The 16,281-nt window shown below is 59.8% G+C and carries 14 protein-coding genes, 1 tRNA gene and 1 pseudogene; 12 read left to right on the plus strand and 4 right to left on the minus strand.

Annotation, left to right across the window (positions count from 1 at the left end):
• Positions 1–120: 120 nt before the first annotated feature.
• Entirely contained in the window at positions 121–612 is a 492-nt protein-coding gene (locus JWQ61_RS11015; protein WP_304360573.1) for a YqaA family protein, read from the minus strand.
• Between the two features lie 161 nt (positions 613–773).
• Between JWQ61_RS11015 and ilvA the strand changes: the two are divergent.
• From ilvA to JWQ61_RS11050, 7 genes and pseudogenes are all read left to right on the plus strand, one after another.
• A pseudogene (gene ilvA, locus JWQ61_RS11020) lies at positions 774–2,315 on the plus strand (threonine ammonia-lyase, biosynthetic); the annotation flags it as partial.
• A gap of 99 nt (positions 2,316–2,414) precedes the next feature.
• Positions 2,415–3,254 carry an NADPH-dependent 7-cyano-7-deazaguanine reductase QueF gene (gene queF / locus JWQ61_RS11025; protein WP_304360574.1) on the plus strand — a complete coding sequence of 280 codons (840 nt, stop codon included), beginning with the start codon at positions 2,415–2,417 and terminating at the stop codon, positions 3,252–3,254.
• A gap of 152 nt (positions 3,255–3,406) precedes the next feature.
• A complete protein-coding gene (locus JWQ61_RS11030; RefSeq protein ID WP_369684891.1) occupies positions 3,407–4,018 on the plus strand; it encodes a hypothetical protein in 612 nt (203 codons plus the stop codon).
• A 291-nt stretch (positions 4,019–4,309) separates the two neighbouring features.
• Complete coding sequence (locus JWQ61_RS11035) at positions 4,310–4,786, plus strand: PTS sugar transporter subunit IIA (RefSeq protein WP_120237294.1); 477 nt, start codon at positions 4,310–4,312, stop codon at positions 4,784–4,786.
• Positions 4,787–4,860: 74 nt separating this feature from the next.
• On the plus strand, positions 4,861–5,808 hold the full coding sequence (hprK, locus tag JWQ61_RS11040) for an HPr(Ser) kinase/phosphatase (RefSeq protein ID WP_014004611.1): 948 nt from the start codon (positions 4,861–4,863) through the stop codon (positions 5,806–5,808).
• 53 nt (positions 5,809–5,861) lie between these two features.
• Positions 5,862–6,743, plus strand: coding sequence for an RNase adapter RapZ (gene rapZ / locus JWQ61_RS11045; RefSeq protein ID WP_120237295.1), 882 nt, complete (start codon positions 5,862–5,864; stop codon positions 6,741–6,743).
• A 49-nt stretch (positions 6,744–6,792) separates the two neighbouring features.
• Positions 6,793–7,419, plus strand: a complete 627-nt coding sequence (locus JWQ61_RS11050; protein ID WP_304360576.1) for an LON peptidase substrate-binding domain-containing protein — start codon at positions 6,793–6,795, stop codon at positions 7,417–7,419.
• Here JWQ61_RS11050 and mutY read toward each other — a convergent pair whose 3' ends face one another.
• Genes mutY through mutM form a run of 3 tightly spaced genes read right to left on the minus strand, consistent with a single transcriptional unit; the run spans position 7,420 to position 11,330 of the window.
• A complete protein-coding gene (gene mutY, locus JWQ61_RS11055) occupies positions 7,420–8,541 on the minus strand; it encodes an A/G-specific adenine glycosylase (protein WP_304360577.1) in 1,122 nt (373 codons plus the stop codon).
• Positions 8,542–10,479 carry a dynamin family protein gene (locus tag JWQ61_RS11060; protein WP_304360578.1) on the minus strand — a complete coding sequence of 646 codons (1,938 nt, stop codon included), beginning with the start codon at positions 10,477–10,479 and terminating at the stop codon, positions 8,542–8,544.
• 29 nt (positions 10,480–10,508) lie between these two features.
• Positions 10,509–11,330: a bifunctional DNA-formamidopyrimidine glycosylase/DNA-(apurinic or apyrimidinic site) lyase gene (mutM, locus tag JWQ61_RS11065; RefSeq protein WP_304360579.1), complete on the minus strand. Its 822-nt coding sequence runs from the start codon at positions 11,328–11,330 to the stop codon at positions 10,509–10,511.
• 159 nt (positions 11,331–11,489) lie between these two features.
• Between mutM and JWQ61_RS11070 the strand changes: the two genes are divergently transcribed.
• The 5 genes from JWQ61_RS11070 to JWQ61_RS11090 all read left to right on the plus strand — a co-directional run bounded on the left by JWQ61_RS11070 (position 11,490) and on the right by JWQ61_RS11090 (position 16,203).
• On the plus strand, positions 11,490–13,304 hold the full coding sequence (locus JWQ61_RS11070) for a tetratricopeptide repeat protein (protein ID WP_304360580.1): 1,815 nt from the start codon (positions 11,490–11,492) through the stop codon (positions 13,302–13,304).
• A complete protein-coding gene (gene lolB, locus JWQ61_RS11075; RefSeq protein WP_304360581.1) occupies positions 13,301–13,978 on the plus strand; it encodes a lipoprotein insertase outer membrane protein LolB in 678 nt (225 codons plus the stop codon). Before JWQ61_RS11070 ends, lolB begins: the two co-directional genes overlap by 4 nt.
• A gap of 38 nt (positions 13,979–14,016) precedes the next feature.
• A complete protein-coding gene (gene ispE / locus JWQ61_RS11080; RefSeq protein ID WP_304360591.1) occupies positions 14,017–14,889 on the plus strand; it encodes a 4-(cytidine 5'-diphospho)-2-C-methyl-D-erythritol kinase in 873 nt (290 codons plus the stop codon).
• An 83-nt stretch (positions 14,890–14,972) separates the two neighbouring features.
• Positions 14,973–15,049, plus strand: a tRNA-Gln gene (locus JWQ61_RS11085).
• A 200-nt stretch (positions 15,050–15,249) separates the two neighbouring features.
• A complete protein-coding gene (locus JWQ61_RS11090) occupies positions 15,250–16,203 on the plus strand; it encodes a ribose-phosphate pyrophosphokinase (protein WP_014004602.1) in 954 nt (317 codons plus the stop codon).
• The last annotated feature ends 78 nt before the right edge of the window (positions 16,204–16,281 follow it).

The raw sequence follows: 16,281 nt of genomic DNA on the forward strand, positions 1-16,281 counted from the left end.
TGTGCATAGCTTTCTATCCTCGATATATTTCGATTTCCAAGAAGCCTACAAACCAATGTTTCCACAGGGAAATAATATAATAGTGCAACGCAAAAATCCAGCGCCTTGTTTACCCCTCGCTCAGGCCAGCCAGCTTGCGACTTGCCGCCAGAATCCGTCCGGCACGTTCATCAGCAGCCAGACTACCAATACATATCGGGCAAACTTGCCGATCGCCATATACATGACCGAGGGCCAGAACGGCAGCTTTAGCCAGCCGCCCAGGGTGCAGATCGGATCGCCTATGCCCGGCAGCCAGGCCAGCAGCATGGTTTTGGCGCCGTAGCGCTGCAGCCAGTTAAACCAGCTGCTGCCGCGCTCGCGGGAAAATGCCTGTTTGGCGCCGTAGCCCATCCAGTAATCGACCACGCCGCCCAGCGTGTTGCCTGCGGTCGCCACCAGGATCACCGGCCAGAACAGTGCGCCGTTGGCCTTGATCACGGCAAACACGGCCGGCTCGGAGCCGAGCGGCAGCAAGGTGGCGGCGACAAAACTGATGATGAAGACGGAAGTCAGGCCGACCGTGGGCACGGCGAGCGTCTTGAGCAACCATAAAACTGCGGATTCGATCATGGGAACAATTCGGAAAGACGGCAATTCGGCGCGCGCAACAACCTGCGACGAGGTTTATAAACGCTGCGGCCGACAAAACCTGGTGACGATTAAAAGCCGTCCATTATAATGATCCGCTGTTTCTCCCGGCCTGATCCTGCTGCCGAGCCCGCTCGGCACTCCAATTTGACAACGACATGACCACAGATTATTTGCAGAAGATCCTCACCGCCCGCGTCTACGACGTCGCGGTCGAAACCCCTCTTGAACTGGCGCCTACGCTGTCGAAGCGAATTGAGAACCAGATTTATTTCAAGCGCGAGGATATGCAAAGCGTGTTCAGTTTCAAGTTGCGCGGCGCCTATAACAAGATGGCCAGCCTGACCCCGGCCCAGCTCAAGCGCGGCGTGATCTGCGCCTCGGCCGGCAACCATGCGCAAGGACTGGCGCTGTCGGCGGCCAAACTCGGCTGCCGCGCCGTGATCGTGATGCCGACCACCACGCCGCAGGTCAAGGTCGACGCGGTGCGGGCGCGCGGCGGCGAAGTCGTGCTGTTCGGCGATTCCTATACCGACGCCTACAATCACGCGCTGACGCTGGAAAAGAAACTCAAGCTGACCTTCGTCCATCCCTTCGACGATCCGCACGTGATCGCCGGCCAGGGCACCATCGGCATGGAAATCCTGCGTCAGCACGCCGGCCCTATCCACGCGATTTTTGTACCGATAGGCGGCGGCGGACTGATCGCCGGCATCGCCGCCTATGTCAAGGCGGTGCGGCCCGAGATCAAGATCATCGGCGTGCAGACCACCGATTCCGACGCCATGGCGCGCAGCCTGAAGAGCGGCCGCCGCGTCACCTTGCCGGACGTCGGCCTGTTCGCCGACGGCACCGCGGTCAAGCTGGTCGGCGAAGAAACCTTCCGCCTGGCGCGCCTGTACGTGGATGAAGTGATCCTGGTCGATACCGATGCGGTGTGCACCGCGATCAAGGATGTATTCCAGGACACGCGCAGCATCCTGGAGCCGTCCGGCGCACTGGCGGTAGCCGGCGCCAAGGCCTATGTCGAACGCGCCAAGGCCACCCGCAAGCCGGTCAAGGACCAGATCCTGGTCACCATCGCTTCCGGCGCCAACATGAATTTCGACCGCCTGCGCTTCGTCGCTGAAATGGCCGACATCGGCCAGCTGCGCGAAGCCGTGTATGCCGTCACCATCCCCGAACAGTTCGGCAGCTTCCGCCGTTTCTGCGAACTGGTGGGGCCGCGCAACGTCACCGAATTCAACTACCGCATCAGCGACGAGAAGGTCGCCCACGTGTTTGTCGGGGTGCAGACTTCCAGCGGCGACGAAGCCAAGCTGATCGCCAAGAATTTCGAGAAGCATGGCTTCAGCACGCTCGACCTGACCCATGACGAACTGGCCAAGGTCCACGTGCGGCACCTGGTGGGCGGCAAGAGCCCGCTGGCGGAAAACGAACTGCTGTACCGCTTCGAGTTCCCGGAACGTCCGGGCGCGCTGATGCGTTTCCTCAATTCGATGGCGCCCGACTGGAACATCAGCCTGTTCCATTACCGCAGCCAGGGCGGCGACGTCGGCCGCATCCTGGTCGGGCTGCAGGTGCCGAAAAAAGAGATGAAGATCTTCCGCAGTTTCCTCTCCAGCCTCGGTTACCGTTACTGGGACGAAACCAGTAATCCGGTCTATAAACTGTTCCTCGGCTGACATGCTCGGCCATGCCCTTGATACGCGCCATTAAGCGGCGCTTATCAAGGACGGCCTGCTTATCTGGCAAAATACTGCTTTTAAGCACAAGCAGAAGCCATGACTATCCCGAACACGCCCGACGCCTCGCCGCTGGGCAAACCCGCCGCCTACCAGACCCAGTACCAGCCTTCGCTGCTGTTTCCGATTGCCCGCCTGGGCAAGCGCGAAGAAATCGGCATCAGCGGCACATTGCCTTTTTTCGGCGTCGATATCTGGAATGCGTATGAGGTGTCCTGGCTCAACCTGCGCGGCAAGCCGCAAGTGGCGATCGCTACTTTCACGGTGCCGGCGGACTCTCCCAACATCATCGAATCGAAGTCGTTCAAGCTGTACCTGAACTCCTTCAACCAGACCCGGCTGGCGGATAAGGACGCGCTGCTGCAGCTGCTGCGCACCGATATCTCGGCCGGTTTCGGCGCACCGGTGCATGTCGCCCTGACCACCGCAGAGGCCTTCGCCGGGCTCAAGCTGCAGGAACCGCAAGGTTTGCTGCTGGATCGCCTGGATATCGAGGTCGACGAATACCAGCCGAATCCGTCGTTGCTGAAAAGCGACCCGGACCAGGTTGTGGTGGAAGAAACCCTGGTCTCGCACCTGCTGAAATCGAATTGCCTGGTGACCGGCCAGCCGGACTGGGGCAGCGTGCAGATCCATTATGTCGGCGCCGCCATCGACCAGGAAAGCCTGCTCAAATACCTGATCAGCTTCCGCGACCACAATGAATTCCACGAACAATGCGTGGAACGCATATTTATGGACCTGATGCGCAACTGTCGGCCGCAAAAGTTGTCTGTATACGCACGCTATACCCGGCGCGGTGGTCTCGACATCAATCCTTGGCGCAGCAATTTCTCGACATCGCAGCCACCGTTGAATTGGCGCCAGGCAAGGCAATAACTTACGATTTGCTACAGATTTTACGATTAGCTACAAAGCGTAGCGAAAAGACAGCACTTTAATAACTAAATAACAATAATTGGGTCGGGAATATTGACGTCCAGGGGATCAACGTCTACCGTACGACCTCGCCGTAAAGGATTCTTTTGCTTATGACAACTTTTTATCGTTTTTCCGCGCTCAAGCGGACCGCATTGCTCACCTGCATGACCGCACTGGTCGCCATGGCTGCCCCTGCCCAGGCGCAGGAAACCCCGGACACTACCGGCTGGTTCAGCAAAACCCTAACTCAAACCCAGGACCGGCTGAGTAATATCGCCAACAATGGCGATATGGAAGTGTATCTGTCAGGCTATGCTTACCATGGCCGCCGTACCTATACCGAAGAAAAAATCAGCGAGCTGAATGAAAAAGCCTGGGGCCTGGGCGGCGGCCGCACCATCCGCAACGCCGACGGCAATGACGAATCGCTGTACCTGTTCGCCATTCGCGACTCTCACCGCAAGCCGCAGATCATGGCCGGCTATGCCTATGAATGGATCTGGAATGTGCCCAAGACGCCGGTCGAAGTCGGCGCCGGCTATACCGCCATGCTGATGAGCCGGCAGGATTATTTCGGCGGCTTCCCGTTCCCGATAGCGCTGCCGGTGGTGTCGCTGGGCGTCAAGGGGGCCAAATTGATGGGATCCTACGTGCCTCGCCTGTCGCAGAATAAAGGCAACGGCGACGTCTGGCTGATATTTGCGCGCTTCGAAGTTAAGTAAAAGCCATAATCAACTCCTGGCATGACCATGACCGCAAGTTGGTGTTGTTGACCTGAATCAAGTCTATAATCCGGGTTGGGTGCCATTAAGACCGTAGCCCGGGCTATATTGACTTGGGCCGAAATCGGGGAGACGCTGTCATGACAGCCATAACAGTTGCGGTCGCGCTAGGCGGCCAGCAGCGTTCAGACCCGAAATTGGCATGTTTCCGAAATGCTGCGGCTATATTAGTGGTGGCTTACAATGACTTAGACACAACCACCCGTATTGTGCCGCATACCAATTTGTATTATGACTAATCTTGCAAAAATCCTGCCTGCACAAAATGTAGCGCTGGATCTTGAAGTCTCCAGTAAAAAACGCGCCTTCGAACAAGCCGGTTTACTCTTCGAAAACAATTGCGGCATTGCCCGCTCTACCGTCTCCGACAACCTGTTTGCGCGCGAACGCCTGGGTTCCACCGGCCTCGGCCACGGCGTCGCCGTGCCGCATGGCCGCGTAAAAGGGTTGAAAGCGCCGCTGGCTGCCTTTGTGCGCCTGGCCGAACCGATCCCGTTTGAATCGCCGGACGGCGAACCGGTCAGTTTGCTGGTGTTCCTGCTGATTCCTGACAACGTCACCCAGCAGCACCTGGAAATCCTGTCGGAAATCGCCGAGATGTTTTCCAGCGACGCCTTCCGCACCATCCTCAGCAGCGATCCCGATCCGGCATCGGTGCACGCGCACATCGTGGCCTGGCAGCCCATGGGCACGGAAAATGCGACATAATTTGATTTAAGACATCATCCTGTCTGAGTCGCCCTCCAGGCGATCTAACCCATCAACCACGTCAGACGCCGACCATGCCAGTTTCCACGCCCCTCTCGATTCAGCAACTGTACGACGAAAACCGCGAATCGCTGCAGTTGGGCTGGTTTGCCGGTTTCCCCGGCGGCGAGCGGCTGATTTCCGGCGATGCGGCTTCGGCCGCCGACCAGGTGGGCCACCTGAACCTGATCCATCCGGGCCGGATCCAGGTCTTCGGCCACCAGGAAACCGAATACTACCAGCGCCTCTCGGCCACTTCGCGGGTCTACCAGACCGCTGAACTGGTGGCCGGCGCGCCGCCTGCCTTCATCATCGCGCAAGGACTGGCGACGCCGCCGGACATCCTCGAAATCTGCGACGAAAAGAACATCCCGCTGTTTTCGACGCCGCTGCCGGCCGCGCAGGTGATCGATTACCTGCGCGTCTACCTGTCGAAAAAACTGGCGCAACGCATCACCATGCATGGCGTGTTCATGGATGTGCTGGGAGTCGGAGTGCTGATCACCGGCGAATCCGGGCTCGGCAAAAGCGAACTCGGGCTGGAACTGATCTCGCGCAGCCACGGACTGGTGGCCGACGATGCGGTCGAGTTCGCCCGCATCGCGCCCAACATGATCGAGGGCCGCTGCCCGCACCTGCTGCAAAACCTGCTGGAAGTGCGCGGCCTGGGCCTGCTCGACATCAAGACCATCTTCGGCGAAACCGCGGTGCGCCGCAAAATGCGCCTCAAGCTGATCGTGCACCTGGTGCGGCGCGCCACGCTGGAAGAAAACTACGAGCGCCTGCCGCTCGACGCCCACACCCAGGAAGTGCTGGGGCTGGCGATCCGCAAAGTCATCATCCCGGTAGCCGCCGGCCGCAATATCGCGGTGCTGCTGGAAGCCGCGGTGCGCAACACCATCCTGCAGTTGCGCGGGATCGACACGCTCAAGGATTTCATCGCCCGCCAGCGCATTGCGATGGACAGCGACAGCGATCTCTGACATCCGTTTGCGGGGCTTCCGATAAAAACCCCGACTTACGGTATCATTCGCTAATGCGTATTATCCTCATCACCGGCATTTCCGGTTCCGGCAAATCGGTCGCTCTTCGCGTGCTCGAAGATGCGGGTTATTTTTGCGTCGACAACCTGCCGCCTATCCTGCTGCGCGGCTTGGTCGCCACCCGCCTCGATGAAGGCGCGCAAATGCTGGCGGTAGCCACCGATGCGCGCAGCGCCGATTCGCTGGCCGGCCTGCCTTCCGATATCCAGCAGTTGAAAGCCGAAGGGCACGACGTCAAGGTGTTCTTCCTGACTGCCCAGACCGAATCGCTGATCGCCCGCTTCTCCGAGACCCGCCGCAGCCATCCGCTGTCGCACCGCCTGCGCCCCGGCCAGAATCCGGCCGACCGCCTGACCCTGACCGAGTGCATCCTGAATGAACGCGAGATGCTGGCCGAGATCGAGAGCATCGGCCACACCATAGACACATCGAACATGAGCGCCAATCGCTTGCGCAGCTGGATCAAGGAACTGGTCGATACCGAACCGGCGCCGCTGACCTTGCTGTTCGAATCGTTCGCGTTCAAGCGCGGCGTGCCGCTGGACGCCGACCTGGTGTTCGACGTGCGCATGTTGCCGAATCCGCATTACGACGCCAAACTGCGTCCGCTGACCGGCTGCGACCAGCCGGTGATCGACTTCCTGGAAGCCCTGCCCAAAGTCGGCGACCTGCTGGGCGATATCCGCAATTTTGTCGAAAAATGGCTGCCCTCGTTCAAGGACGACAACCGCAGCTACCTGACGGTAGCGATCGGCTGCACCGGCGGCCAGCATCGCTCGGTCTACATGGTGGAGCAGCTGGCGGAATATTTCCAGGTCTCCGAACGCGTGGTGCGGCGCCACCGCGAACTGCTCAGGCGCGCCGGCGACAATTAGCATCCCGCCCTCATCCGCAGCTCACCTCCTCCGCAGTTGACGTCACCCTATGCCCGAAAATAATTCCTGGATACCGCTGTTCCCGCTCAACGCGGTGCTGTTCCCCGGCGGCGTGCTGCCGCTCAAGGTATTTGAAACGCGCTACCTCGACATGCTGCGCGAATGCATGCGGACCGAGCGGCCGTTCGGCGTGGTGCTGATCAAATCGGGTAAGGAAGTCGGCAATGCCGCCGAACCTGAGAGTGTAGGCTGCCTGACCAGGATTATCGAGTGGGACATGCAGGACCTGGGAGTGATGATGCTGCGCACCGAAGGCAGCCAGCGCTTCCGCATCGTGCAGCAGCGCGTGCTTTCCGACCAGCGCCTGGAAGCGCAGGTGACGCTGATCGACGCCGATCCGGCCACCACGCCTGACGAAACCCATCTGCAATGCGCCGGCACGCTGAAACTGGTGATCGACGATATCAACAAGAAAGGCCGCAGCGCGCATGGAGAGAATTTCGCCAGCCCGTTTGCGCTGCCGCTGCAATTCGACAATGCCGGCTGGGTCGCCAACCGCTGGTGCGAAATCCTGCCGATTCCCCTGAAAGCGCGGCAGAAGCTGCTGGAGCTGACCGACGGCCGCGAACGGCTCGGCATAGTCCATCAATACCTGCTACAGCACAACATCATCTGATCAGGCGAACAGGTCGGCTTCGCGGAATACTTCCAGCAGCAGTTTCTTGACCGGCGCCGGCAGCGGCGCGTTTGCCAGCTTTTCAACCGGATACCAGACGTAGTTGGCCTGGGCAACGCCGTCAAGCCGCCGTTCGAGCGCAATCTGGAACGGCGATATCTGCAGTTTGAAGTGTGTGAAAACGTGGGTGAACGGTTGCAGCGGTTCGCACGATGCGACGGGGCCGAAGGCTGCAACGGCGCGATTTAATGCTGCATCGAAATCGGCTTTTGACAAAATTCCCGGCGCCATTTCCGGCAACGACAGCAAGCCGCCCCAGATGCCGCTATCGGGACGCTGTTCCAGCAAAACCTGATGCCGGTCAACGATCACCAGCATGCCGGTATGTTTTTCGGGGATCGCTTTTTTCGGCTTGCGTACTGGCAGCTGGCCGACCCGGTCGGTCGCCAGCGCAACGCAACGCTGCGCCAGCGGACAAGTCTGGCAAGACGGCTTGCTGCGTGTGCAGAGCGTCGCTCCCAGGTCCATCAAACCCTGGGTATACGATTCAACTCCCTGCTCCGGCAACAAGGCTACGGCACGGCGCCACATCGCATCTTCGACAGGCTTGGCGCCGGGATAGCCGTCGATGCCGAACACCCGGGCAAACACGCGCTTGACGTTGCCGTCCAGGATGGCGGCCTGCACACCGTAGGAAAATGCGGCGATGGCAGCCGCGGTGGAACGGCCGATGCCGGGCAAGTCCTGCAGCAGCAGCGGATCGTGCGGAAAGATCCCGCCATGTTCGGCCACTACCCGTTGCGCGCAGCGATGCAGGTTGCGCGCCCGCGTGTAATAACCCAGTCCGCTCCAGTGCGCCATCACCTCTTCGCTGGGTGCGGCCGCGAGTGTCTGCACATCGGGGAAACTCGAAAGGAAGCGCTGGTAATAGGGGATCACGGCAGCCACCTGGGTCTGCTGCAGCATGATTTCGGACAGCCAGACGCGATAGGCGTCACGCGTCTGCTGCCATGGCAAGGCGTGGCGGCCATGCTGCTTCTGCCACCCAATCACCGCTGCCGAAAAAGACGGGTCGGCAAACTGGCCGGCCGCTTCGCTGCTACTGATAACTACACGTTTCATCTATACCGCAACTTTCATGGGCGCCATTTCCGACCCTAGCGCATTCCTTAAATCGGCTTCCAGCGCCACCAATGTGTTTCTCTGGCCCGTCAATTCTTTCTGCAGCATTTCCACCGACTGGATTTTTTCTTCCAGGCTGTCGATCGCCACATGCACGCGCTCGATCGAATCGGTGCGCTGCTTGAGCTGCGACTTGTGGGCGCGGATCTGTTCTTCCAGCGGCGCCATCACCACCTTGAGCCAGGCGTCGACGTCGCGGTTGGCCTGCAGGAAACTCTGCTTGACGCGCGAGGCGATCGAATCGAAGAATTTCTGCATCAGCACTACCTGGCTGGTCTTCACCAGCGTCACCGTGCCGAACTGGCGGTGATAAGCGGTTTCGATCACCTTGATTTCGTTGCGGTACTTGTCCAGCGAGAACGGCATCGGCGTCGACAAAGCCAGGCCGTGCTCGGTCGAAAACTTGCGGTACATGATGGTCATCATTTCCGAGATTTCATCGGTCTTCTGGCCGGACAGCATCAGGTTTTCCTGCGACTTGTCGAAGAATTCCTTGACCGCGTGGCGGAAGCCGGCGGTGAACATGCTGCCTTCCATGGTCTCGCGCGTCTTGCGGATTTCTTCTTTCAGCAAACCCATGCCGAGCGTGGTGAAGACGCCGGCCGACAGGCGCGCAAACACCATGCGCGTACCTTGCAGCTTGAGCAGGCTTTCGTCGAATTCCTTTTTCTCGATATCGATGCGCTTCATCATGTGGCTGATGATGGAAGTATTCTTGCCGCGCAAGCTCTTCAGCTCCAGCAACTGCTCGACCACGCTGCGGATATGCGCCGACATCAGCGCTTGCTTGGTGACCGTCAGGTCATGGATGTCGCCGATCAGCTGCGAGCGGATGATGTCGCGCTTGGCCGGGATCAGCTCGCGCGACAAGGCGTTTTCCAGGGCCGGCAAGCGGCTTTTCTTGAGCAGCTCCGGCTCGCCGTTGATCTTGCCGACCAGGCCTTTCTGGGCCGAGACCGGATACACCTGCGCTTCCGACAAGCCCAGCGTATGCGCCACGCTCGAGACCTGCTTGCTGATCTGCTGCTCGACTTCGAACGGCGAGCGCAATTCATCCCACATGCTGTCGATCTTGTTGAGCACCACCATGCGGCCGGCGCCGCTGCCGATGTGATGGCGCCAGACGTCGATGTCGCTCTTGGTGACGCCGGTGTCCGCCGCCAGGATGAACAGCACCGCATGGGCGTTCGGAATCAGGTTGAGCGTCAGTTCCGGCTCGGTGCCGATCGCGTTCAGGCCCGGCGTATCGATGATCACCAGCCCTTCTTTCAGCAAGGGATGCGGGAAGTTGACGATGGCATGGCGCCATTGGGAAATCTCGACCCGTCCCAGCACGTCAATCGCCAGGGCGGCATCCGGATCGTCTTCGTCGTACAAGCCATAGCTCTTGGCTTCCTCCACCGGCACCCACTTGGTCAGGCTGACCTGTTTGAACGCTTCCAGCATGCCGTCGGTGGATGAGATATCCAGCGGCAGCACGGTCCAGACATGGTGCGCGCCCTTGTAGTCGCTGGTCGATTGCGATTCGGCCCGGGTTTCTATCGGCAGCAGCCGGATGCAGGACGGGAAAGAGGCGTCGTACAGCAGCTCGGTCGGGCACATGGTGGTGCGGCCGGCGGCCGACGGCAGGATGCGCTGGCCGTAGTCGGCGAAAAAGATGGCGTTGATCAGTTCCGATTTGCCGCGCGAAAATTCCGCCACGAACGCGATCGACAATTTGTCGTCGGTCAGGCGCGCCAAGGCCCGGCTGATGCGCTGCTCGCTGGCCACGTCCGACAATTTCGAGGCGCTGGCCCATGTCTGGTAACGCCGCAATGCGCCGGCAACGCCGGTGCGCCACTCACTGTATTCCTGGAATTTTTGGACTAGATTGCTCACTATCTCTCTCTCGCCTATGTTCTCTAATATTATTTCTGACATTTTTTGCAATAAAACGTCGAACGCTGCCCCTGTTTGATCTGCGTAATCAGGGCGCCACAATTTCTACACGGCAACCCAGCACGATCATAGACGAAATAACTCTGTTGGAAGTAGCCAGATTGGCCATCGGCACCAATAAAATCGCGCAAAGTGCTGCCGCCCTTCTCAATTGCCGCCGCTAAAATTATCCGAATGGCATCAACCAGCCGTTCATAACGAGCCAGGCTGATGCGATGGGCCGGGGTTTTCGGATTGATGCCGGCGCGGAACAGGCTTTCCGAAGCATAGATATTGCCGACCCCGACCACGATGTCGCCGGCCAGCAGCACTTGCTTGATCGGCGCGCTGCGGTTGCGCGTCTTCTGGTAAAGGATCTGCGCCGAAAAAACATCTTCCAGCGGCTCCAGGCCCAGCCCAGCCAGCAGCACATGCTGCTCCAGCGGCCCGTCGGCATCGGCATGCCAGAGCACCGCGCCGAACCGGCGCGGGTCGGTCAGCCGCAGCAGCCGGCGGCCGACCACCAGGTCGAAATGGTCATGCTTTTGCGGCTCGACGCCGAGCTCCAGGATGCGCAGGTGGCCCGACATCCCCAGGTGGATGATCACGGTGCCATGGTCGAAACGCAGCAGCAGGTATTTACCGCGGCGGCCGGTGCCGCGCACCTCGCGGCCCACCAGCAGCGCCGGCAGGTCGAGCGGGAACGGCCAGCGCAAGCCGCGGTGGCGGAAGGTGACGGCCGTCACGATGCGGCCGTCGAGATGCGGCGCAACGCCGCGGCGGGTCACTTCGACTTCAGGTAATTCTGGCATCGTCAGGCATCGTTGGAAAAGCGCGTCCGGAATGAAATGGCATAATCGGCTAATGTACTTCCTATGTACTTTTTGAAACAAATCCAGAGGCAGCCACTGCGCATTGCTCTCTGGTTGGGCGTAAAATCAAGATTACCTTTGAAAGCCAGGATATATCCCTTGAAAAAAACCCTTGCCATTGTAACGCTCTCTACCTTGCTGTCGGCTTGCGCCGGTATAACGCCAGGCAACGATGCCACAAATCCTGCTGCCGCCGCTGACACGCCCTCTGCCGCGACTCCTGCGGCAAGTCCCGAACAGATCGCAAGCCGCAAGCTGGCAACCAGGGTAGCGCCGGTCAAACCGCCGGAAGAACACCTGCCGGCGGTGCCGCTGACCAAGGAAATCCTGTTCAAGGTGCTCAGCTCCGAAGTCGCTTTCCAGCGCGGCAACTGGCAATCCGCTTACGTCACCCTGCTGGGAGCCGCCCAGCAGACGCGCGATCCGCGCCTGGCCCGGCGCGCAGCGGAAATGGCGCTGAGCGCCAAACAAGCCAATGAAGCGCTGGTCGCCATCCGCCTGTGGCGTGAACTGGCGCCCGATTCGGAAGAGGCGACCCAGTATTACCTCGGCTTCATCATGCTGAGCAACAACCTGGCGGAAGCCAAGCCTATCCTTGAAAAGCGCCTGCAAGATGCGCCGCCGCAAGCGCGCGGCGTCATGATGCTGCAGATCCAGCGCTTGCTGGCGCGGGCGCAGGACAAGGCCGGCGCGTTTACGCTGCTCGAGCAGCTGGTCACGCCTTACACGGCGATGTCGGAAGCGCATCTGGCGCTGGCGCAGCAAGCCTTCAGCGGCGGCAACAGCGTGCGCGCCCAGGAAGAATCGAAAATCGCGCTGAACCTGAAACCCGATTCCGAACTGGCGATCCTGACCAGCGCGCAAGTCGCGGCGGACAGCACCGAAGTCGAACGCATCCTCACCGAGTTCCTCAAGAAATATCCAAACTCGCGTGAAGTACGGGTGGCTTACGCACGCACCCTGATCGACCAGAAGCAATACGAAAAAGCCCGCAGCCAGTTTGAAATCCTGCTCAAGAACGACAAGCAGGACGCCACCACCCTGCTCGCGCTGGGCCTGCTGAATGCGCAGATCGGCGACACCAAGGCCGCCGAACGCTACCTGGTCAGCTACATCGACCAGTTGAGCAAACATCCGGACGAAGCGCGCGACAACACCCAGGCATTGCTGATCCTGGCGCAGATTGCGGCAGACCGGAACGACACCGACGCTGCATTGAAATGGCTGGCGCAAGTCGAGCCGGGCGACGCTTACCTGGATGCCCAGCTGCGCCGCGCCCAGCTGCTGTCCAAGCGCGGCGACCTGGACGGCGCGCGGCGGGTGCTGGCCGAGATCGACACCAATGGCGAACGCGAAAAAACCCAGGTAACCCAGGTCGAAGCCCAATTGCTGCGCGAAGCCAACCGTCCGCAAGAAGCGTTCAAGGTCCTGGAAACCGCACTCAAGACGCAGCCCGACAACTCTGACCTGCTGTACGACTATGCGATGGCGGCAGAAAAGCTGAACAACCTGAGCACCATGGAAACCGCGCTGCGCAAGCTGATCGCGCTGGCGCCGGACAACCAGCAGGCGTACAACGCCCTCGGTTATTCGCTGGCCGACCGCAATATCCGCTTGCCGGAAGCGCTGACGTTGATCCAGAAAGCGCTGACGCTGGCGCCGCAGGATCCGTTCATCGTCGACAGCATGGGCTGGGTGCAATACCGCCTGGGCAACCTGGGCGAAGCCGAGACCCGGCTGCGCAACGCCTACAGCTTGCTGCCCGACCCGGAAATCGCGGTGCACCTGGGTGAAGTGCTGTGGGTGAAGGGACAAAAAACCGATGCGCAAAAACTGTGGCGCGAAGTGCTGCAGAAAGATCCGCAAAACGACGCCCTGAAAAACACCCTGGTGCGACTGGGCGCCAAATTATGATGTGGGCGCCAGGCGGGAATCCGGGACACATATTGCCGGCAATCCGGCGTGGCGCGCTGCTTGCTGCCGCGCTGGCAATCATGACGCTCAGCGGCTGCAGCACGCTGCCGCAGTCGTCCAACACCGCTAGCGTCGCCAGCGGCGCGGCGCGGCAATACCACCAGGCCATAGATGTCAGCGGCCGCCTGTCGATACGCTATCAGCAAGACGGCAAGGAGCAGGCGGTGCACGGCAGCTTCACCTGGGCGCAAGGCAAGCAGGAAACCGTCATCACCCTGCTCTCGCCGCTGGGACAAACCCTGGCCACCATCAATATCGCGGCCGACCAGGCCACCCTCAAGCAAAGCGGCCAGCCTGCGCGCAGCGCCAGCGATGTCGATGCACTGACGGTGCAAGCCTTGGGCTGGCCCTTGCCGGTTGCCGGCCTGCGTGACTGGCTGCAAGGTTTCGGCCAGAACGCTGCCGGCCAGCGCTTCAGCGCCATCCCATCCGCGGCCGCCGACGATGGCTTCAGCGTCACTACCGCAGACAAATGGCTGATCCAGTACACCAACTGGCAAGACCAGAACAACGGCGCCGAAAGTTATCCGAAACGGATAGACCTGGCGCGCAATACCGCACAGGCGGGCGAGGTTGCCATCCGCATCGTCATCGACAGCCGCCAGCCGCACTGAAACCTGCAATGAATTTGCCGAAATTGCCCGAATCTGCCATGCCTCGCACGCTCAACAACTGCCCTGCGCCGGCCAAACTGAATCTGTTTTTGCACGTCACCGGGCGCCGCCCGGACGGCTATCACCTGCTGCAAACCGTGTTCCAGCTGGTCGACTTCAGCGATCTTTTGCATTTCGAAGTACGCGCCGACGGCCAGGTCCGGCGCACCACGGAAATCCCGGGCGTGCCGCAAGAATCCGACCTGATCGTGCGCGCCGCCAGGCTGCTGCAAAACGCGATCCATGAAAGAACCGGGGCGGCGGCGCCCGGCGCAGATATCGCCATCGAAAAAAACCTGCCCATGGGCGGCGGGCTGGGCGGCGGTTCCTCCGACGCCGCCACCACGCTGATGGCGCTCAACCATCTCTGGCAAGGCGGCCTGTCGCGCGAAGAATTGATGGTTCTGGGCCTGCAATTGGGCGCCGATGTGCCGTTTTTCCTGTTCGGCCGAAATGCGTTTGCAGAAGGAATCGGAGAAAGCCTGCAAAAGCTTGACACTCCGGGGCTATGGTTCGTTATAATTCAGCCCGGCGTAACAATTCCGACCGCATTAATTTTTTCATCATCGGAATTGACAAGGAGTACGAAACCCGTCAAAATGACGGACTTTTCGATAGCTAGCAAAAAGCTCTTCGGAAAAAACGATTTGGAACCCGTGGCCGCCAGGCAGTTCCCGGAAGTTGCAGAAGCCATAAAATGGCTAGGCAAGCATGGAGATGCCAGAATGACCGGATCCGGCGCCTGTGTTTTTTGCGGTTTTACGCAAGAAGAACAGGCAGATGAGGTACTGAAACTGGTGCCGAGTCGCTGGAAGGCATGGAAAGCCAGGGCGATGCAGGAACATCCGCTCGCAGGGTTGCTGGATCGTTAAAGTAAGACAGAATTCGGTTTAGCATCAGATTCAAGCGCAGTCATCAAATGCAGCGCGGATTTATGGTAGACAACAAGTTGCGTAGGGGAATCGCCAAGCTGGTTAAGGCACTGGATTTTGATTCCAGCATTCGAAGGTTCGAATCCTTCTTCCCCTGCCATTTAATACGGACGAGAGTGTCCTGCAGGAAATAGTGTTACGTTAGTCCTTACAGCGTAGTTCTTACGGCGGCAGCAGCAGCAAGCCGCTTCAGAAATACAACAACAGCACACAGCGAATACCTAAGCCGCCAACGCAAGACTAGAATAGTCGGGCATTGTCGGCTTTTCAACTTTTTAACGACTGTATCCAGGGAACTCCATGGCAAACGAAAACCTGATGGTTTTTACCGGTAACGCAAACCCGGAACTAGCTATTGGAGTTGCCAAGCAACTCGGTATCCCGCTAGGCAAAGCCAACGTCACCAAGTTCTCCGACGGCGAAGTGATGGTCGAGATCAACGAGAACGTGCGTGGCAAGGATGTATTCGTGCTGCAATCGACTTGCGCGCCGACCAACGACAACCTGATGGAAATCATGTTGATGGTCGACGCCCTGAAGCGCGCTTCGGCTGGCCGCATCACCGCCGCGATTCCTTACTACGGTTATGCGCGGCAGGACCGCCGCCCGCGTTCGGCGCGGGTTGCGATTTCAGCCAAGGTAGTCGCCAACATGTTGCAGGAAGCCGGCGTCGAACGTGTCCTGATCATGGATCTGCATGCTGACCAGATCCAGGGTTTCTTCGATATCCCGGTCGACAATATTTACGCTTCGCCGATTTTGCTGGGCGACCTGGTGAGCAAGAACTACGACGACCTGCTGGTCGTATCGCCGGACGTCGGCGGCGTGGTTCGTGCCCGTGCGCTGGCAAAACGCCTGAACTGCGACCTGGCGATCATCGACAAACGCCGGCCGAAGGCGAATGTGTCAGAAGTCATGAACATCATCGGTGAAGTCGAAGGCCGCAACTGCGTGATCATGGATGACATGGTCGATACCGCCGGCACCCTGACCAAGGCCGCCGAAGTATTGAAAGAGCGCGGCGCCAAGAAGGTAGTGGCTTACTGTACCCACCCGGTGCTGTCCGGCCCTGCCCTCGAGCGCATCGTCAATTCGCCGCTGGACGAGCTGGTGGTGGTCGACACCATCCCGCTGTCGGCGGAAGCCAAGGCCTGCGGCAAGATTCGCCAGTTGTCGTGCGCCAGTTTGCTGGCGGAGACGTTCAAGCGCATTACCAAGGGCGATTCGGTGATGTCGCTGTTTGCCGAGTCCTAGCATACTGAATTCGTATTCCCTGCCACGCCAGCCGAAAGGCGGACGTAGCGGGCTAACAAAACCCTCTGGTCGCGGAGG

It is taken from the genome of Collimonas fungivorans, assembly GCF_028292705.1.
GTDB classification, from domain to species: Bacteria; Pseudomonadota; Gammaproteobacteria; order Burkholderiales; family Burkholderiaceae_D; genus Collimonas; species Collimonas fungivorans_B.

What these genes read in the sequence shown, in the direction of transcription:
- rapZ (WP_120237295.1), top strand. Translation starts at nt 5,862, where the DNA reads ATGCGTATTATCCTCATCACCGGCATTTCCGGTTCCGGCAAATCGGTC.
- JWQ61_RS11030 (WP_369684891.1), top strand. Translation starts at nt 3,407, where the DNA reads ATGACAACTTTTTATCGTTTTTCCGCGCTCAAGCGGACCGCATTGCTC.
- queF (WP_304360574.1), top strand. Translation starts at nt 2,415, where the DNA reads ATGACTATCCCGAACACGCCCGACGCCTCGCCGCTGGGCAAACCCGCC.
- JWQ61_RS11090 (WP_014004602.1), top strand. Translation starts at nt 15,250, where the DNA reads ATGGCAAACGAAAACCTGATGGTTTTTACCGGTAACGCAAACCCGGAA.
- JWQ61_RS11015 (WP_304360573.1), bottom strand. Translation starts at nt 612, where the DNA reads ATGATCGAATCCGCAGTTTTATGGTTGCTCAAGACGCTCGCCGTGCCC.
- ispE (WP_304360591.1), top strand. Translation starts at nt 14,017, where the DNA reads ATGCCTCGCACGCTCAACAACTGCCCTGCGCCGGCCAAACTGAATCTG.
- lolB (WP_304360581.1), top strand. Translation starts at nt 13,301, where the DNA reads ATGATGTGGGCGCCAGGCGGGAATCCGGGACACATATTGCCGGCAATC.
- mutY (WP_304360577.1), bottom strand. Translation starts at nt 8,541, where the DNA reads ATGAAACGTGTAGTTATCAGTAGCAGCGAAGCGGCCGGCCAGTTTGCC.
- hprK (WP_014004611.1), top strand. Translation starts at nt 4,861, where the DNA reads ATGCCAGTTTCCACGCCCCTCTCGATTCAGCAACTGTACGACGAAAAC.
- JWQ61_RS11035 (WP_120237294.1), top strand. Translation starts at nt 4,310, where the DNA reads ATGACTAATCTTGCAAAAATCCTGCCTGCACAAAATGTAGCGCTGGAT.
- mutM (WP_304360579.1), bottom strand. Translation starts at nt 11,330, where the DNA reads ATGCCAGAATTACCTGAAGTCGAAGTGACCCGCCGCGGCGTTGCGCCG.
- JWQ61_RS11050 (WP_304360576.1), top strand. Translation starts at nt 6,793, where the DNA reads ATGCCCGAAAATAATTCCTGGATACCGCTGTTCCCGCTCAACGCGGTG.